The sequence below is a fragment of the Flavimaribacter sediminis genome (genome assembly GCF_019492055.1).
In the GTDB taxonomy this organism is placed as follows: domain Bacteria; phylum Pseudomonadota; class Alphaproteobacteria; order Rhizobiales; family Rhizobiaceae; genus Flavimaribacter; species Flavimaribacter sediminis.
On record NZ_JAICBX010000003.1, the window covers coordinates 200,989 to 219,501 of the forward strand.

At 59.9% G+C, this 18,513-nt stretch carries 13 protein-coding genes; 1 reads left to right on the top strand and 12 read right to left on the bottom strand.

The window, feature by feature from the left end:
- Positions 1-219: 219 nt before the first annotated feature.
- The 8 genes from K1W69_RS16610 to K1W69_RS16645 form a co-directional block, all read right to left on the bottom strand.
- On the bottom strand, positions 220-2,391 hold the full coding sequence (locus tag K1W69_RS16610) for an anthranilate synthase (RefSeq protein WP_220229999.1): 2,172 nt from the start codon (positions 2,389-2,391) through the stop codon (positions 220-222).
- A gap of 217 nt (positions 2,392-2,608) precedes the next feature.
- Positions 2,609-4,288: a formate--tetrahydrofolate ligase gene (locus K1W69_RS16615; protein ID WP_220229550.1), complete on the bottom strand. Its 1,680-nt coding sequence runs from the start codon at positions 4,286-4,288 to the stop codon at positions 2,609-2,611.
- A gap of 132 nt (positions 4,289-4,420) precedes the next feature.
- Positions 4,421-7,525 carry a bifunctional proline dehydrogenase/L-glutamate gamma-semialdehyde dehydrogenase PutA gene (putA, locus tag K1W69_RS16620; protein WP_220229551.1) on the bottom strand — a complete coding sequence of 1,035 codons (3,105 nt, stop codon included), beginning with the start codon at positions 7,523-7,525 and terminating at the stop codon, positions 4,421-4,423.
- Positions 7,526-7,702: 177 nt separating this feature from the next.
- Positions 7,703-8,827: a DUF2333 family protein gene (locus K1W69_RS16625; RefSeq protein ID WP_220229552.1), complete on the bottom strand. Its 1,125-nt coding sequence runs from the start codon at positions 8,825-8,827 to the stop codon at positions 7,703-7,705.
- A 4-nt stretch (positions 8,828-8,831) separates the two neighbouring features.
- The gene (locus K1W69_RS16630; RefSeq protein WP_220229553.1) at positions 8,832-10,121 is read right to left on the bottom strand and encodes a DUF6638 family protein; all 1,290 of its coding nucleotides are present in this window, start codon (positions 10,119-10,121) and stop codon (positions 8,832-8,834) included.
- Positions 10,122-10,128: 7 nt separating this feature from the next.
- Complete coding sequence (locus K1W69_RS16635) at positions 10,129-12,045, bottom strand: AAA family ATPase (protein ID WP_220229554.1); 1,917 nt, start codon at positions 12,043-12,045, stop codon at positions 10,129-10,131.
- A complete protein-coding gene (locus K1W69_RS16640) occupies positions 12,042-13,193 on the bottom strand; it encodes a hypothetical protein (protein ID WP_220229555.1) in 1,152 nt (383 codons plus the stop codon). Before K1W69_RS16640 ends, K1W69_RS16635 begins: the two co-directional genes overlap by 4 nt.
- 25 nt (positions 13,194-13,218) lie before the next feature.
- Positions 13,219-14,307 carry a coiled-coil domain-containing protein gene (locus K1W69_RS16645; protein ID WP_220229556.1) on the bottom strand — a complete coding sequence of 363 codons (1,089 nt, stop codon included), beginning with the start codon at positions 14,305-14,307 and terminating at the stop codon, positions 13,219-13,221.
- A 201-nt stretch (positions 14,308-14,508) separates the two neighbouring features.
- On the opposite strand from K1W69_RS16645, the gene K1W69_RS16650 reads away from it, so the two are divergent.
- On the top strand, positions 14,509-16,002 hold the full coding sequence (locus K1W69_RS16650; protein WP_220230000.1) for an FAD-dependent oxidoreductase: 1,494 nt from the start codon (positions 14,509-14,511) through the stop codon (positions 16,000-16,002).
- A gap of 7 nt (positions 16,003-16,009) precedes the next feature.
- Here K1W69_RS16650 and K1W69_RS16655 read toward each other — a convergent pair whose 3' ends face one another.
- The 4 genes from K1W69_RS16655 to betI all read right to left on the bottom strand — a co-directional run bounded on the left by K1W69_RS16655 (position 16,010) and on the right by betI (position 18,362).
- A complete protein-coding gene (locus tag K1W69_RS16655) occupies positions 16,010-16,645 on the bottom strand; it encodes an HAD family hydrolase (RefSeq protein ID WP_220229557.1) in 636 nt (211 codons plus the stop codon).
- Complete coding sequence (locus tag K1W69_RS16660) at positions 16,642-17,031, bottom strand: c-type cytochrome (RefSeq protein WP_220229558.1); 390 nt, start codon at positions 17,029-17,031, stop codon at positions 16,642-16,644. Before K1W69_RS16660 ends, K1W69_RS16655 begins: the two co-directional genes overlap by 4 nt.
- A gap of 90 nt (positions 17,032-17,121) precedes the next feature.
- A complete protein-coding gene (locus K1W69_RS16665) occupies positions 17,122-17,703 on the bottom strand; it encodes a thymidine kinase (RefSeq protein WP_220229559.1) in 582 nt (193 codons plus the stop codon).
- 86 nt (positions 17,704-17,789) lie between these two features.
- Positions 17,790-18,362 carry a choline-binding transcriptional repressor BetI gene (gene betI, locus K1W69_RS16670; RefSeq protein ID WP_220229560.1) on the bottom strand — a complete coding sequence of 191 codons (573 nt, stop codon included), beginning with the start codon at positions 18,360-18,362 and terminating at the stop codon, positions 17,790-17,792.
- Positions 18,363-18,513: the final 151 nt, after the last annotated feature.

The following is an 18,513-nucleotide window of genomic DNA, read 5'->3' on the forward strand; positions in this document are numbered from 1 at the left end:
TGAAGGTTTCAAGGAGCTGGCGCCATCGGCAAATCGACCGCCGGACGCTCCCTCAACGAGCCCGGCGATCGCCAGTAAGGCCGAGAAGAAGAAGCACGGACAGGGCCGGCGCGCACAAGGTGCTCGCGACCTTCAGATCTTCAAAAATATCAAACGTGCTCTTCGACATGGGCGGTCTTATAACCGCCCGCTCGAAGCACGGCAAGCCTTTTCAGCCGGTCAGGCGCGACGGGCGAGATGCGCCACCACATTCTCGATCATGCGCATTCCGGCGTCCTGGCCGAGCGACATGATGGATTCGGGGTGGAACTGGACGGCCGCCACGGGTTCGCTTCGATGCTCGATCGCCATGATCGTTCCGTCCTCCGCTTCCGCCGTGATGATGAAATCCTGCGAAAGCGTCGCGGGATCGGCGAATATCGAGTGGTAACGACCGACGGTCACGGAATTGCCCAGACCCGAGAAAACCAGACCGGGTTCGGACACGCGAACGCGCGACGGCTTGCCGTGCATGGGTATGGCGAGCGTCCGGAGATCCCCGCCATAGGCTTCCGTCAGCGCCTGCAGTCCAAGACAGACGCCGAAGATCGGCAGGTCGCGGCTTCGCGCTTTCTTGATCGTCGCCTTGCAGTCGAAATCTTTCGGCGAACCCGGCCCCGGCGACAGTACGACGAGATCCGGTTTGACCTCGTCGAAGACCGCGTCCGAAATCGGCGACCGCATGGTGGTTACCTTTGCGCCGGTCTGGCGGAAATAATTGGCGAGCGTATGGACGAAGGAGTCCTCGTGATCGACGAGCAGGATGCTGACGCCGTCGCCTACCCTTGCGGCGGACCGCGTGGACGCGACATCGTTGGCCTTGCCAGCCTCCCGGATTGCTGAAAGCATGGCCGACGCCTTGAGTTCCGTTTCCGCCTCTTCCTCGTCCGGATCGGAATCGTAAAGCAACGTCGCCCCTGCCCGCACCTCCGCGATGCCGTCCTTGATACGGATCGTTCTCAGCGTCAGTCCGGTGTTCATGTCGCCATTGAAGCCGACCATGCCGATAGCGCCGCCATACCAGGCCCGCGTGCTCTTCTCGTTCTCCTCGATGAAGCGCATCGCCCAAAGCTTCGGTGCGCCGGTGACGGTCACCGCCCAGGCGTGGCTCAGAAAGGCGTCGAAAGCGTCCATGCCATCGGCAAGTCGTCCCTCGATATGATCGACAGTATGGATGAGACGGGAATACATTTCGATCTGGCGCCGGCCGATGACGCGCACGGTGCCCGGTTCGCAGACGCGGCTCTTGTCGTTGCGGTCGACGTCGGAACACATCGTCAGTTCCGATTCATCCTTTTTCGAATTGAGCAGCTTGAGGATCTGCTGTGAATCCGCGATCGCGTCCTCGCCGCGCTTTATCGTTCCGGAAATCGGGCAGGTCTCGACACGGCGACCATTGACGCGCACGAACATTTCGGGCGACGCGCCAACCAGATATTCACGCTCGCCAAGATTGATGAAAAAGGAATAGGGCGACGGGTTGGTTTCCTTCAGGCGCCGCGAAATCGCCGATGGCGGGCTGACGCAGCGTTCGTAGAACATCTGTCCGGGAACCACCTCGAAAAGGTCGCCGCGCTGGAATTTCTCCTTCGCCTTTCGCACGAGGCGCGCATATTCGCCGGGTTCGTGATCGCCGCGCGGCGGGGTGTTTTCCGCCATCTCGAACGGCGTGGAGTCAGTCTCGGCCGACTTGCCGACGGTGGTGTGGTCCCGCCGCGAGAATTCGTAGCGGTCGACCCAGGCCTTGGCTGAATAATGGTCGACAACGAGGATCTCGTCAGGCAGGTAGAGCACCAGATCGCGCTGGCCATCCGGTCGCTTGAGATGCAGATCAACGCTGTCGAACTGTAACGCCAGATCGTAGCCGAATGCGCCGAACAGTCCGAGATTGTCGTCTTCCTCGTTGAAAAACAGATCGATGATGGCGCGCAGCGGCGTGAAAACCGTCGGAACCTTCGACCGGCGCTCCTCCGAAAAGGATCCCTTCGGCATGAGCACGGTCAGTTCGAGACTGCGCTGGAGTTTCAGCCCGAGTTCGATCTCCTTTTCGCGCTCAAGACGCCGGGCAACGATGGCGAGCAGCGCCTCGCCGCGTTCATTGTGCGCCTCCACGCGCATGGAGCGACCCCTCGCGATGATAGAAAGGGGCGGATCGATGATCGCCGTGTCCCAGCGCGTATAGCGGCCGGGGTATTCGTAATTGGAAGAGAAGACTGCGCCGCGCCGGCTGTCAAGGCCTTCGATATAGTCGTCGAGCGCCGTGGAATAGGACACCGCGTGGCGCGTTCGGCTGACCGACACCCCGCCGCGCGTCGTGAATTCCTCGGAGTCTTCGGTGTTTTTCGTTGCCATCATCAGTCACGATCCCCGTTTCGCCGACTGCCCGGCACAAAAAAGCCGCCGGACTGGTTCTCGGCGGCTTGCATTGTCGTCACGCATGACTGGTCGCGGCCGCTTTTAGCGAACCCACCACCAGTTCATGTTGTTACGATCATTTCTCATAACGTCTTGTTAGCGCCAAGCGCAGCGCCATGCAAGATGGCGCGTGTGTCAAATTGCGATGAGGCATTCAGAACAAGCCCTCGATATAGCCTTGCGGGTTCAGGCGAATATGTTCCGATGACGGCGTGCGGGGCAACCCCGGCATCGTCATGATGGCTCCGGTTATCACAACGATGAAGCCTGCGCCGGCCGAAAGCCTCACCTCGCGCACCGGAACAGTGTGACCCGTTGGAGCACCCCGCAGATTGGGATCGGTCGAGAAGGAATACTGCGTCTTCGCCATGCAGACCGGCAGGTTGCCGTAACCCTGGTCCTCCCACTGCTTCAACTGGTCCCGCACAGACTTGTCGGCGATGACCTCGGAAGCGTGGTAGATGTTCTTCGCCACCGTCTCGATCTTCTCGAACAACGACATGTCATCGGCGTAGAGCGGCGCAAATTGAGACTTCCCGGATTCCGCCAGGGCGACCACCTTGTGCGCGAGGTCCTCAATGCCTTTCGAGCCTTCCGCCCAGTGCCGACACAGGACCGCCTCAGTGCCCAGGGTTTCGACATAGTCCTTGACTGCCTGGATTTCCGCATCGGTGTCGGAGATGAAGTGATTGATCGCGACGACTACCGGGACGCCAAATTTCTTCACGTTCTGGACGTGGCGACCGAGATTGGCGCATCCCTTTTCGACGGCCTCCACATTCTCTGCGCCAAGATCTTCCTTCTTGACGCCGCCATTCATTTTCATTGCGCGCACCGTTGCGACGATCACCGCGGCGGCGGGTTTCAGTCCCGCTTTGCGACACTTGATGTCGAAGAACTTCTCCGCTCCGAGATCGGCGCCGAAACCGGCTTCGGTGACGACGTAGTCGCCGAGCTTCAGGGCCGTGGTCGTCGCCACGACGGAATTGCAACCATGCGCGATGTTGGCGAAGGGGCCGCCATGCACGAACGCCGGATTGTTTTCCAGTGTCTGCACGAGATTGGGCTGCATCGCGTCCTTGAGCAGCACGGCCATGGCGCCATCGGCCTTGATGTCGCGGCAGAAGACCGGCGTCTTGTCGCGGCGATAGCCGATGATGATGTCGCCGAGACGTCTTTCCAGATCCTGCAGGTCGGTGGCGAGGCACAGGATCGCCATGACTTCCGAGGCGACAGTGATGTCGAAGCCGGCTTCGCGCGGAAAACCGTTCGCCACGCCGCCCAGCGAACACACGATCTCGCGCAAGGCCCGGTCGTTCATGTCCATAACCCGCCGCCATGCGACGCGGCGCAGGTCGATGCCGAGTTCATTGCCCCAGTAAATATGATTGTCGATCATCGCCGACAGAAGATTGTGGGCGGAGGTGATCGCGTGAAAGTCGCCTGTGAAGTGCAGGTTCATGTCCTCCATCGGAACCACCTGCGCATAGCCGCCGCCGGCGGCGCCGCCCTTGACCCCGAAGCAGGGGCCAAGCGAGGCTTCGCGAATGCAGATCACCGCCTTCTTGCCGATACGGTTGAGACCGTCGCCAAGACCAACCGTGGTCGTCGTCTTGCCTTCGCCGGCCGGAGTCGGGTTGATCGCGGTGACAAGGATCAGCTTGCCATCGGGCTTGCCCTGCAGCGACTTGATGAAATCGGCGGAGACTTTCGCCTTGTCATGCCCGTAGGGCAACAGGCTTTCGCCCGGAATGCCCAGTTTCTCGCCTACCTCCATGATCGGCTTTTTGGAAGCGCCGCGCGCAATTTCGATGTCGGACTTGACTTCGGCCATTTGGGTTCCTCCCGATAGTGACAGCGGACTTCCTCAAAGCCGCAGCACAATTTAGAGCCCAAAAACCCGAGCGCCTAAAGGTCCAATAAAGTCGAAAAATGCGTCATTCGCGACAAGTCGACCGGAAGCGGCTCATTCGTCCCCGATCGCAAGAAGCGTCGCGTTGCCGCCGGCCGCCGCCGTGTTGATCGACACCACCTGCTCCTGCGCGAAGCGGCTGAGATAGTGTGGGCCGCCCGCCTTGAAGCCGGTGCCGGACAGGCCGGAGCCGCCGAAAGGTTGCGTGCCGACCACGGCGCCGATCGTATTGCGGTTGACATATATATTGCCGGTGTCGAGCGCTGAAACGACCTTGCCTACCGTCGCCTCGATGCGTGTGTGGACGCCGAGCGTCAGGCCATAGCCGGTCGATGCGATCTCTTTCAGAACCTTCTCGAGATCCTTCGATTTCCAGCGCACCACATGCAGGATCGGACCAAAGACTTCCTCCTTCAACGCTGACGCCTTGTCCAGTTCTATGATATGCGGCGCAAAGAACGTGCCGCGTTCCGGCGCTTCGCCGGCATAGCGCACGGACTGCGATATCTCCATGGCGGCGACGTGTTCTGCAAGCATGCGGCGTTGGGTTTCGTCGATGATCGGCCCCATATCGGTGGAGGCGATTTTCGGGTCGCCGATAGACAGTTCCCTTGCCGCGCCTTCGATCATCGCGATCATGGAATCGGCGACGTCGTCCTGAACGAAAAGGATTCTCAGCGCCGAGCAGCGCTGGCCGGCGGAACGGAACGCCGACATGACGACGTCGTCGGCCACCTGTTCCGGCAACGCCGTTGCGTCAACAATCATGGCGTTGAGCCCGCCGGTCTCGGCGATCAGCGGAACGATCGGACCGTCCTTGGCCGCAAGACTGCGGTTGATCGCTCTTGCCGTTTCGGTCGAACCGGTAAAGGCCACCCCGTCAATCTCCGGATGCGCGGTCAGGGCGGCGCCGACATCCCCGGCCCCCGGCAGATAGATAAGCGCGTCTTCCGGAACGCCCGCTTCATGCAGTATGCGTACCATTTCGTAGGCGATCAGGGGGGTCTGCTCGGCCGGTTTGGCGATAACCGCATTGCCGGCGGCCAACGCCGCCGTCACCTGCCCGGTAAAGATCGCAAGCGGGAAATTCCACGGGCTGATACAGGCGAAGACACCCCTGCCGCGCCAGCCGTAGCGGTTTTCCTCACCCGTGGGTCCAGGCATTACGGTCGGCTTGCCGAACTGACGCTGCGACTGGTTCGCATAGTAGCGGCAGAAATCCACGGCCTCGCGAATCTCGGCGATGCCGTCGTCCAGTGTCTTGCCGGCTTCTCGGGCAAGCAGGTTCATCATCCGGTCACGGCTGGTCCCAAGGGCGTCCGCCGCCTTCTCCAGCGCCTCGGCGCGTTTTTCGACCGGAAGGCGCGACCATGACGCAAAGCCCTTGCGCGCCGCCTTCATCGCCTGTTTGACCAGTTGCGGATCGGCGAACCGGACGGCGCCCACCTGATCCGACGGATCGGCCGGCGATAACACAGCGGTTTCCTCCCCGAATGGCTTGTATCCGGGCAACAACGGCGCGGCGGCGACGGCTGATCCTGCTCGCCCGATGCCTTCGAGCAAAGCGGTAAGTTCACTGCGATCGCCGAATTCGACGCCGGCCGAATTGCGACGATCAGGATAGATTTCAGAAGGCAGGCCGATCTGCGAATGACGCGCGCTTCGCTTGTCGAGTTGCAGCATCAGGGCCGGACGTTTCAGAAGGTCCGAAACCGGAATTTTATTGTCCCCGGCGATTGTCACGAAAGACGAATTGGCCCCGTTTTCGAGAAGCCGCCTGACGAGATAGGCGAGCAGGTCGCGATAGCCGCCGACCGGGGCGTAGATACGGCACGCCATCGGGGCGCTGTCCTTCAGGACGGCCTTGTAGAGGGCTTCGCCCATGCCGTGCAGGCGCTGGAACTCAAAGCCGGAACGATCGTCGCCGGCCATTTCCAGAATCGTGGCGACAGTAAGGGCGTTGTGTGTCGCGAACTGCGGGAAAATGCGCTCTCTTGCCTCGAGCAATTGTCTTGCGCAGGCCAGATAACAAACATCCGTCGCCGCCTTGCGCGTGAAGACCGGATAGTCTGCAAGCCCGCGCTCCTGCGCCCGCTTGATCTCCGTATCCCAATAGGCGCCCTTGACGAGCCGCACCATCATCCGGCGGCCGGTGGAGCGGCAAAGCGCATCGATATAGTCGATGACCTGCGGCGCCCGCTTCTGATAGGCCTGGATCGCGAGGCCGAACCCGTCCCAGCCGTCGAGCGACGGATCGGAAAACACGGCGTCGATCACGTCGAGCGACAACTCCAGGCGATCCGCCTCCTCCGCGTCAACCGTGAAATTGAGCTGGTGACGGCGCGCCATCTGCGCCAGTTCGAGAAGCTTCGGCGCCAGTTCCTTCATGACCCTGTCGCGATGGGTTGCGAGATAACGCGGATGCAGCGCGGAGAGTTTGACCGAAATGCCCATCCGGTCCGGCAGCGTCTTCTTGCCGGCAGCCTTGCCGATCGCCTCGATCGCATCCGCGTAGGACTTGAAGTAACGCCGCGCATGCTCTCCTGTCCGGGCGCCCTCGCCCAGCATATCGAAGGAGTGGCGACAGCCGCGCTGCTCGTTCTTTTCTGCGCGCTCCAGGGCGTCCTTGATGGTTTCCCCGAGCACAAAATGATAACCGAGGAACCTCATGGCCTGTTTTGTCGCCGTGCGCACCGTCGGCATGCCGAGCCGGCGCACGACGCCCTGCATGACCGATTCCGGCGTCTCGCCGGGCCTGATCACCCGCGCCGTCATGCCGAGCGCCCAGGCCGACGCGGAAACGAACCAGGTCTCGCCATGCGGCGTATGTTCGCTCCAGTGGCCTTCCTTCAGCTTGTCCTCGATGAGTTGATCCTGGGTTCGCGCGTCCGGCACCCGTAGCAGGGCCTCGGCCAGCACCATCATCGCCAGCCCCTCGGGCGTCGACAGGCCGTATTCCCGCAGGAAATCCTCAATGCCGCCGATTGAGCCCGAATTGTCCCGTATGGCGCGGATATAGCGGCTGGCGCGCTCGTCGATCCGGGCGTTCTGATCGACGTCAAACTGCAACTGCGATGCAAAACCCTTGATCAGCGCGTCGTCGTCGCCGGCATAGGGAGCGGAAAACCGGAACCTTCCATCGGAAAACGGGGCATTCATGGCGATCTCCTGTGATTTCCGCGATGATACGACGAAAAAGATGGAGATAATCACCAAAATTGATATTCAGGAATGTGTATTTCCCTGACATTTGCGCCGGATCTAGCGCATTCTATTCGCAATAGTGCTTTCACGTTCGACAGGCCGCGAAATGTCAGTTGAACGGACGAAAAATGCTCAGCGATCCAGAATCGAGCGAAGCTCCACAAGGTTCGAGCGGACGCGCAAAAGGTAAAATCCGACAGTCGTCAGATGCGACGGCATGATCCAGCCGTCCTCACGTCCGTTGGAGACGATGACCGGATCGAGTTCGAGCGTAGCGCGGAGCTGCTCTTCCATCGTGTCCCAGACATCGGTGAGCTGCCGCGATTCGATGATATCGGCAAAATCCGCATGGGCGGCTTTCAGGACGCCGTAATAGGCGTAGAGCTGCCCGTAAGCGTACCAGAACTGGTTGTCGGCGCGGGTATCGAACCATCCGGCGTTCGAGGCGTCCGACCGGTCGCGCAGCGCCGCCGACGTCGACCCGATGTCGCTGGCGATGCGATCCAGAAAGCGGATCAGATTGTCGGCGCGCACGTCGAAGACGGCGTTGCAGTTTTCCAGCCTGTCGTTGAACTTGAGGAGCCGTTCCCGGCCTTCGCGATAGGCGTCCGGCGTCGGCAGAATCGGCGATGGCGGCGACAGGGTGAAATACCAGGTGTATTCGTCATACTGCAGACGGCCCCTGGCGCGCGTCAGATCCTCGTCCGCAGCGGAGGTTCCGCGCACGCGGCCAAGCGCGTCCACAAGTTCAATCGCCGTGCGTTGCACCGCCTGCTGCGCGCCGCGCTGGAAGGAAGCCTTGTTGTCGAGAAACGGCGTCGAGTCCCAGTCGATCCCGAAGAAGCCGAGCTTGTAGAGCACCATCGACGACATCCAGCGATTCTGGTTGACGTTGAAATCGATCAGTTCGGCGAGCGCGTCGACGATCGCAGACCGGCTGCAGGTGCGCGTGGTCTGTGAGCTGTTTTCGATCGACGTTTGCTCGCCGGCTCCGGTCTCCAGGCGATCCTGCTGGAACTTCGTGACGTAGTCGGGATCGAAATTCCTGATCCAGAGCGCGTTCCAGAAAAACAGACCGTAGAGTACAAACAGACCGAGCACCAAAACCCCGATCACGGCGCGCAAGATGAATCCCCTGCGGCGATACCACCGTCCAAGCAACAGAAAAGGCCAGAGGATCCAGGCGATCAAAAGGCCTATGCCATGCCCAATCCAGTGAAATATGCGCTCGAAAAAGGCGATGATCGGATCCAGCATGGTCTCAGTCCTCGTCTAGTCCGTAAAGGCGTTGGCGAAAGGCGCGCTTGTCCTGCAGATAGGTACGCGTGAGTGTTGCCACAACATGGGCGCGAAAGCCATCGCTGTAATCCTCGTAAAGATCATAGAAGCCAGGCTTGTCGAATATGAAACGCGAAACGAAATCGGACGGCGCCATCAGACTGATAAGCTGGTTCGTCAGCCAGCGGTCCGGATGCGACGGGTCGGCCCGGACCAACAGGAACCGCAAGGAGGCCGGCATGTCGTTGATGTGGACATCGCCGCCATTGTCCAGCCTTCTCGAAACGTCCCGTAGAAAGGAGAGTTCGCTATCCTGCGCGACGAGATCTGCATGACGAAGACCCCAGTTGTGCAACCACTGGCCATCCACCCCGGAAAAATCGATATCCGGCTGCGTCCGGTTGACAAGCGCCCACAGCGCCATCTCGATGCGGTGATCGAGGAAGCCGGAGGTTTTCAGCCAGCCCGCATCCGCCGTCTCGATGCGCCCGCTCTGATCCAGAAACCGGAAAATACTTTCATGATCCTCCAGCGGCAGATAGCTGACCTGCCACGGCCTGGAACGGCGAAAACCCGGAGCGGCCGGGTCGCATATGACTGTCAGGTCGCGATCGTCGGCGAATACGAACAGGCCGCCGAAATGGCTTGTCCAATAGGCGTCCTGCCGGAACACCAGCTTGTCAGGCACGAGATCGTTCTGGCGTATGTCGCCCGTGTGACGGACAAGCTCCACCATGCGCTCGATCATGGCGTCGTTGCGCCATGCATTGGGCGACGTCAGCAAACGGTCCGCCAGTTCGCGCAGTTCCTCCGATTTCGCCAGCGTCCCGTCAGCCGCCCGCACGTGGAATGTGACTTCGTTGATCGAAAGCAGGTCCTCGATTTCCTGTACCTGCGAAACATGCTCCTCGATCTCGCCGTAAAGGGCATCGCGAATCGTCACGGCGTGGACAGCCCGTCGATTGGCCTGGAAAAACTGATGCATCAGCGACGCCGTGTTGGAAAAACTCGTATGAACGACCGGCAGGCTTTCCTGGAACGGCGACAGAATGATGAAGCGGCGGTTGATCCGGTTCGGATCCAGATAATCCCGGTCATCGAGTTCCAAGGCGATTTGAGGCGAAAAACCGGTCATATCGATATCGAACGCTTCGAGTTTTGTTGGCGGCAAGCCGAAAGCAGTCATCGCTCGATTGTAGCGCTCGATGAGGTGCGGCTCGGAGATCTCCATGAGCCGGCCGTAGATCAACTTTCTTTCGAGAAGGCGTTCCATAGAGAAATCAGGCCTGCCAGCGTCCGTCGCGTTTCATGTCTTCGATCTCGCGCACGGCCTTTTCGCGTTGTCGCTCGCGACGAACGATTTCCTGCACGGCTGCGTCGTCTGACTTGTCCGTGTATCGAAATTCGGAATCGGCGTAGCGGTTGATCTCTTGCAGAACCATGTCGATCGTGAAAGGACCTCGCAGGTCCTCAATCATCGCTTTCTTGTCGTCGTAAGACTTGTGCATGAAAGCTTCGGGCGTTTCGAACCATTCGTCCGGCAGGTCGATATCCATCGCCCGCAGCTTGATCGCATCGGTGATGTTCTTGATGGCGCGCCCGGTAAAGCGCGGCTCGGCCCGTTTGATCCGGTAGAGGTATTCGCCGATATCGGCCATCGTTTGTGGTTCGCCCCTTTCCTTCGCAAAGGCGTCCCAAACGGCGACGAGCCCGTCTTCCCTGGGCCGCTCGTGCCCCTCATAGGAAGCAGCCACCGCCCGGTTGATCTCCTGCCCGGCGAACAGCGAATGCGAGCCGAGCGGAATGTCGTGGTTTTTGCCGGCAAGCAGCACGAAGATATCGATATAGTCGTCCCTGCTTTGCGGTCCGTCGACCAGCCAGCGGGCGCCGGCGCGCTGGCGAAGCGCGTCGTCCACGTTCTCCGGATAGTTGGAGAACATGCCGAAGCAGCAATTCCCGCGCACCACGGTGGAAGCCCCTGCGAAACTCTCCATCAGCACCGCGGTCACCTCGTGCTGGCCGGCTGAAGCGCGATCATCCGAACGTCTGGCCGCCACCTGGTCGATGTCGTCGATCGTGCCGAAACCGATCGCACGCGGATTGACGACATTGTTGACAAACTCCTTGCAGTTCTGGCCGGACTTGCCCTGATAGGAGGAAATCTGGTCGACGCCGAAGTTCTCGTAGTGGAAATTGTAACCGGCGATGCGGCAATAATCGTTGATCAGCCCCGCAATCATCTGGATCAGGATCGTCTTGCCGGTTCCCGGCATTCCGTCGCCGATAAAAGTGAAGAGAAAACCGCCGAGCTCGACGAAAGGGTTCATCTGTCTGTCGAAGTCATAGGCGACCAGCATCTTGGCGAGCTTCATCGCCTGGTACTTGGCGATGTGGTTGCCGATAATCTCGTTCGGCTTCTTGAAGCTCATGACAAGAGGCTTGCGTTTTTCTCCGGGCGCCACCTCGAAGCCGTTGAGGGTGAAATCGTCCTTCTCGATCCGGATATGCGCCTCGGCGAATCCTGCTAGACCTGTAAAGCGCGCCCGGCGCTGCAGAAGGCCGTCGATCGCCGTGCGGGCAAACGCCTTGGCGCGCGCGTTCAGGGCGATCTCGTCCGGACTGCCGCTGATCGCCATGTCGAGGCCTGCAAGCAACGATTTCAGCGCGTCCTGCGGGGTGTCGAATTCGTAGGCGGGCTCTTTCGAGTCTGCGACCGGCTCCACCTCGCCGTCGAGCAACTGGCTGAGATAGGCAGCGAAGGTGAACGCCGCCACATAGGAAGAGGCTGAAAGGAGCGCCTTGAAGCGCAGCGCGTCGTCGCCCGACAACGGCGACGCCCGGTTGCGCGATTTCAGACTCTCGAGGTCGCTCTGCTTTGCAAAGTCATCGGCGATCGCCAGCGCGATCGCAAGCCCGCGGCGGGCGCGATACAGAAGCGCGTGTTTCGGGATCGACAGCATTTCGTCAACCGGCGGAACATCGGAGACGGTCCTGCTGAATTCCACCTGCCTGGTTCTTCGCGCCGAACCGGTGGACACGGTTGAGACGAAACGCCTTCCGGTCCCCGCCAGCGCTGTGTTCGACCGTCCGTCGTCGTGCTCCAGGATAACGGTCCTTGTCACCATTGACTGCGCGGTCGCAATATGCGTCTCGATATCGTCTTCGGGAATAGTCGTCAGGCCTGCATTGCGGCTCATTTGTGAACCTCGCTGATGATCTGGTTGCCGGAAATCACGTGCACCGAATAGCCCTGGAAAACGTCGGCCGCCTCATTGCTCGCAAACAGGGCCTGGTAGGCGTCGTGCGTCACGAGCGCATGGTTTTCGTAATAGCTTACGCCCTGTCGCGTGGCTTCGAGATCGTTGGTTTCGATATGAAACTCCTGTTTCGCGGGCTGGCTGCTCCACAGGCCGTGACGTGCAGGCTTCTCGGATTTCGACACGACTTCCTGCAGCGTCCACGTCAGCATCCAGGCATTTTCCGGTCGGCTGACCCGGGAAAGCACGTCGGTCACCCGATTGTTGTGCTCGGTGATTCCGGCGGAGTAAAACGGCCCCAGCACGAAACGGTGCAACTGCTTCGGATGCAGTTCGTCGAAATCCTTGTCCATATTGACAGCGATCGTGGCGGGCGACAGCGAATAGGCGCTGTTCTTTTCCGCAAAGGCGTCGAATTCGTGCGCAATCAGCGGATTGAGGAGGCCTTCCACAGGCAGCGGAATCTCGATGTTCCGGTTCAGCCGGTTTTCCTTCGTCACCAGCATTTCGGTCAGTTTGCTGCTCGAATCCTCGATGACGGCGAGATAGACCATCGGCAGGGAGCGCGTGCCGTCGAAAACACCCCAATGCACCACGCAGTAGGGCCGGCCGCTCTTTGGATTGACCGAAACCTTGACCGTTTCCGGAAGCATGAAAGGCAGGAAAACATCGCCCTTCCGAAGCGATTCGAGATAGAGCCGTTCAGCGAGTTTTTCCTGCTGCCTCGCGGGAAAACTTCGCTTGGTGAAAATGTGATCGACCATTTGCCGCCGCAGATCTTCCGCGTCCGGTATCGCGGCGAGCCGCTTTTTGGCGGCTTTTCGATCGTTCGCGAGCTCAAGCACGTTGTGATAGACGGGGAAACCGCTTTCCGCGCGCTGAATACGGAAACGGTCGGCGAAGCCGATCCGGTTCCGCCAGCAATCGAAGGTCCCGTTCAGACGCTCGATGTAGGCGCTCACGACCTGGGCGATGAGCCCGTGCTGGTAAAAGGGCGATGTCCGATCGCCGAGAAACACGTCCAGCCCGTCAAGGGCGGCGCGCATCGCGTCGAAATATCGCTCCGCCTGGTTGTTGGCGCTTTTCATCGATCTGCCGATGCGGCTCGTTGCATCAGGACTGAACGTAGTTGGAGGCGTTGTGCTTTTCCATCACCTCCGAAAACCGTCTGGCGAACGCGTCGTCGGCCAGTTTCTTGCGGCGCTGGATATCCTGTGTCGAGAGCATGTTCTTTTCGTGCATTTCCAGAAGATCGGCGATGTGGCGCTGCGCCGCCGAACCGATGCCGGCCATGGTTTCTTCGGCCGCGGTGTCGACCTGACTTCCGAGCGTATTGATCTTGTGAGCGACATCCTGCTGGGCGGCTGTCTTCAGCGAATCTTCCAGGGCCTTGTAAAGAACGATGCGCTGTTCGGTGTCGATGGTCAGCTTGTTGATCAGTGTGTTCTGTGCGGCGATCTGGTTGTTGAGGGAATCGACGAAGGTCTGGAACATCGACGTGTAGCGCTCAAGCGTCTGGCTTTCAGCCAGCAATTCCTGCTCCTTGGCCTGAGCCTGATTATACTCGGTGGCGAGCGCCGTGCGTTCGGATTCAAGTTGCGTGCGGGTCGACTGGTCGGTGGACGCCGCGATCTTGTTCTCGATATCCATCAGCAACGGGTTGAGTTCCTCGATGCGGGCTTGCGTGGTCTCGAGACTCGCCATCGTCGATTTGCGTCGTTCGATGACCTGGACGAGACTGGCCTCGGATGTCTTGTAACGGTCCTCGAGGACGGATTTCTGCTCCTTCAGAATGCCGACGATGGCGTCAGACTTCGCCAGCAATTCCTGGAGATTGTCGGACAGCGACATGTTGCGCACCCGGTCGGTGCGCAGTCGCTGCATGCGCTGCTTGGAAAAGACGCCGACGAATTTCTCCCACCCGGAAAAATTCTTCATGCTCTCGAACTCGGCGCCGAAGACGTTTGTCGCGTCTTCAAGACCGATGATGAGATCAGCGATATTGCCTTCCATGACTTTCTGCTGACGGATCACATCCTCGATACGCGCATTCTCGATCTCGAATTCCGCGTCTCCGAGTTTGGTCTCGGCTTTGGAAAATTCCTGTAGAACCGCCCCGGATTTCTCGATCTTCGACCGCATGTCGTTGACGATATCGCGGGTCTTTTCAATCTCCGCGTCCATATTCTGCAGCTTCGCCATCCGATTCCCTCTCTTTCAACCGCCTGCAAGCATACATGCATCTATGTTGTGACAACACAATGCAACCGCAAGACAAGAAGTGATTGTTGTTGTCGTTAAAAGACTCACATGCAATCCGAGACAACGCCCCGGAAGCCCCGCTCAAGTATCGTCTCTTGATCTACTGTAGTATCCTGATCGTCAATTGGAGAAAATTGGGGTATCGCCATGGAGACGGCAGCCGACGTTTTGATATGCGGCGCGGGCGCGGCTGGACTAGTGCTTGCCATAGATCTCGCCAGAAGAGGCGTCTCCTTCCGCCTGATCGACAAGATCGACGAACCCTTCGGCGGCTCGCGCGGCAAGGGGATTCAGCCGCGCAGCCAGGAGATATTCGAGGATCTCGGTGTTCTCGACCGCCTCGTTGCCGTCGGCGGGATGTACCCGCCCCAGCGAAAACACCGCGACGACGGCGGTTTCACCGAAATCCCGGTCACCGAACACGTCGATCCGACGCCTGCCGAGCCTTACCACCTTGCTCTCATGGTTCCGCAATATCTGACGGAAGGGGTATTGCGTGACCGGCTTGCAGAAACCGGCCATAAACCGGACTACGGTTGCGAACTGGTCGGACTCGAGCAGGACGGAAAAAGAGTAAACGCGCGCATCCGCCATAATGAACGGGAAGAGACCATGCGCGCCCGCTTTCTCGTCGGCTCGGACGGCGGCCGCAGCTTCGTGCGCCATGCGCTCGATGTCGGCTTTGAAGGCAAATCGCTGCAGGCCCGGTCGATCGTCGCGGATGTAAGGCTGACGGGTCTGGACCGTGACGCCTGGCACATGTACCGGAGAACCGAGGCGGAACAGCTCTCGATATGCCCGCTTGCCGGTACCGATCTTTTCCAGTTGCAGGCCCCCATCCCGCTCGAAAGCGAACCGGACCTCTCGCTCGGCGGTCTCGAAGCAATGGTAAAGCAACGCACCGGGCGCGACGATATTGCAATTACTCAGGCAAACTGGTCGTCCTCCTACACTATGAGCGCGCGCCTTGCCGATCGTTACCGCATCGGACGTGTTTTCCTTGCCGGCGACGCCGCCCACATCCATCCGCCAACCGGTGGACAGGGCCTCAACACCAGCATCCAGGACGCCTACAATCTTGGCTGGAAGCTCGGGGCGGTTCTGGGCGGCGCGCCGGACCGCCTGCTCGACAGCTATGAGGCGGAGCGACGTCCGGTGGCGGCCGGCATGCTGGGTCTCGCCACAAAACTCCTCGATGAACTCAAGCACGGAGAAATGCGACGGGGCCGCGACGTCGTCCAGCTTGACATCGGTTATCCGCATTCGCCGCTGCTATTGGAAGAACCGGCACGCACCGGCGGCCTGCGCGGGGGAGACCGCGCGCCCGATGCGCCACTGCAGGGCGCCGCGGGTCAGGCGCGCAGGCTGTTCGAGATATTCCAAGGCGCGCACTGGACCTTGATCGGGTACGAAACCGGCGACTGCCATCCTCCCGCGCGCAAGGGGTTGAACATTCACAGGATCGGAGCGGGCCGAGAGCTCGTCGATGTCTGGAGTCATTTCAGCGAGGCCTATGGTCTTGCGGCAGGTGAATGGGCCCTCATTCGTCCGGATGGCTATGTCGGCGCGATTGTCGGAGAAACCGAGATGGCGCTCCTGGAAGAATACCTGCAGAAAGTGGGGCTGACTGCCTGATTTGCAGTCACCTGCCTTGCGGCATTCCATTCCCAAACGCAGCTTCGACAAGGCGCGACAGGCTCGAACCCCGGTCCCAATGGGCCGCACGCCAACCGGCGGCGCGCGCCGCCTCCACATTGGCGATCGTGTCGTCCACAAGAATGAGGTCTTGCGGTGAGCCGCCGCTTCGCTTCACGGCGGCGTCGAAGAACGCGCGGTCGGGCTTTTTGGCGCCGATCTGCGCAGAATATGTGATCCCGTCCACGTGCTTGCCGAGACCAAGACGGTCCATCAGATACTTCGCTCTCAGATGCTCCTGATTGCTGGCCAGGAATATCGCCGCGCCGTTTGCGCGCAACGCGTCACAGTCAGCGAGCACCGAATCGTCGAGCCTGGAATCGTTTTCGAACCAATAATCGACGAATGCCTGCGGAGTAACTGATGGCGCCAGCGCGGGCAGGCAGGCGGAGAGGACATCAAGCAGGTTCTTCCGACCTATGACGATATCGGGCCAGTGTGGCTCGAAGAACGCCTTCTGGAGACCGGCCGGATCCACCCCCAGATCGTTCGCAATGTCGGTTGCCCACGACAGGCCGTCTTCAGGGCGGCCATTGACGACCACACCGTCGACATCGAGCATCAGGCAGAGCTTACCAGTCATTCCGCCGCGGAAGGATCGGACAGATAAGCAAGCAGGTTCTCGATATCGCCGTCCTTCTTGAAGCCGGCGAAGACCATGGTCGTCTTTTTGACCAGCGCCCTGGGTTTGCGGAGATAGACGGTGAGCGTCTCCTCGTCCCAGACTTTGCCGTCGGCGCCGAATTCAGTCATCGCGCCGGAATATTTGAAACTGTCAATGCTGGCGACTGGACGGCCAACAATACCGACCAGGTGCGGCCCGACCCTGTTCTTTTCCTGATCAACCGTATGACAAGCCCTGCATTTCCTGAAAACCTTGGCGCCCTCCGCCGGGTCGCCGTCGGCAAGCGCCGGCGCGGTCGCGGATATCGTGAAAACGGCCATCGCGGCGAGGAATTTCGAAAACATGGCTTGGTCCCCCGGGCTGTTGTCGTCGAACACGCGGATTCTATACACAATTTGCCGGCTCTGGACATGACACGGTGACGCATCGCGCAGCTATGAACGCCCCATGGCCTCTTTCCAGTGACGGCGGCAGAGCGAAACATATCTGTCGTTGCCGCCGATTTCGACCTGCGATCCCTCGCGAAGCGGTTTGCCGTCAGCGCCCAGACGCACGACCATCGTCGCCTTTCGCCCGCATTCGCAGATCGTGCGGATTTCCCTGAGCGAATCGGCGATGGCGAGCAGCACCCTTGAACCGGGGAAAAGCGCACCCTGAAAATCCGTGCGCAGTCCATAGGTCATGGCCGGAATATCCAGTTCGTCGACGGCGCGCGCCAGTTGCCAGACCTGATCTTCGCTCATGAATTGCGCTTCATCGACAAAAATGCAGGCAGCCGGCGTCTCCTCATGCTGTCGACGGATCATCTCGAAAAGATCGTCCTGCGTGGAAAACGGAATTGCATCCGATTCGAGACCGATGCGGGAACCGATTTTGCCCTTGCCCGACCGGTCGTCGAGGGCGGCGATGAACAACAGCGTGTGCATGCCGCGTTCCCGGTAATTGTAGGAGGCCTGCAGCAGGAGCGTCGATTTGCCGGCGTTCATCGCCGAATAGCTGAAATAGAGCTTTGCCAATTCCCGATTCCGAATTCGAATTCGTCCGGACGCACCATAGGAGCCGCGCTCCATGCGGCAAGCAGCGGGAAGCGGTTTTCCCCGCCTTACTGACCAATCTGCCTTTCCAGATAGTCTTCAACCAGTTCAGCAGCGGACATGCCCGCAGGAAGGCTGCCGAGCGCCTTGCGGATATAGAGCCCGTCGATCATCGAGGCCATGCCTTCGGCGACAGCGCCTGACCGTGCGCCGATCAGCGGTTTCAGATTGTATATCAGGTTCGATCGCAGCCGACGCGAATAGATCGACAGCAACGCATGGGCCTTGTCCGACTCCTGTGCGTGGACGTAAAACACAAGCCAGACCGATATTGTCTCCGGTCGGAACTGTTCGGAACCGAGACTGGCCCGGATGATGGCAATTAAACGTTCATGAGGCGTTGTCGCCTCTTCGAGTTTCGCCCGCACCTCGCGCCGGTATTCCGCCAGCAAATGACGCATGGCTGACAGCAGCAGATCTTCCTTGTTGTTGAAATAGTGGTGGGCAAGCCCCTGCGAAACACCGGCGCGCTGGGCGATTTCGCGGATCGTGACGTCGATCGAACCCTTGGAGTGTATCGCCGAAATCGCCGCCTCGACCAGCGACTTGCGCCTGATTGGCTCCATTCCCACCTTCGGCATTTGCGTCCTTTCACTTGTCAACGTAGCGATTATGCGTCATTTTTCGCGCGGCAGGCGATTTATTTTGAACGCACATTCAATAAAGCTTGCAAATTCTCGCTGTTTATGGCGCGATAGGCGGGGAAGTGTAAAACAGAAAAACAGGGGCCCC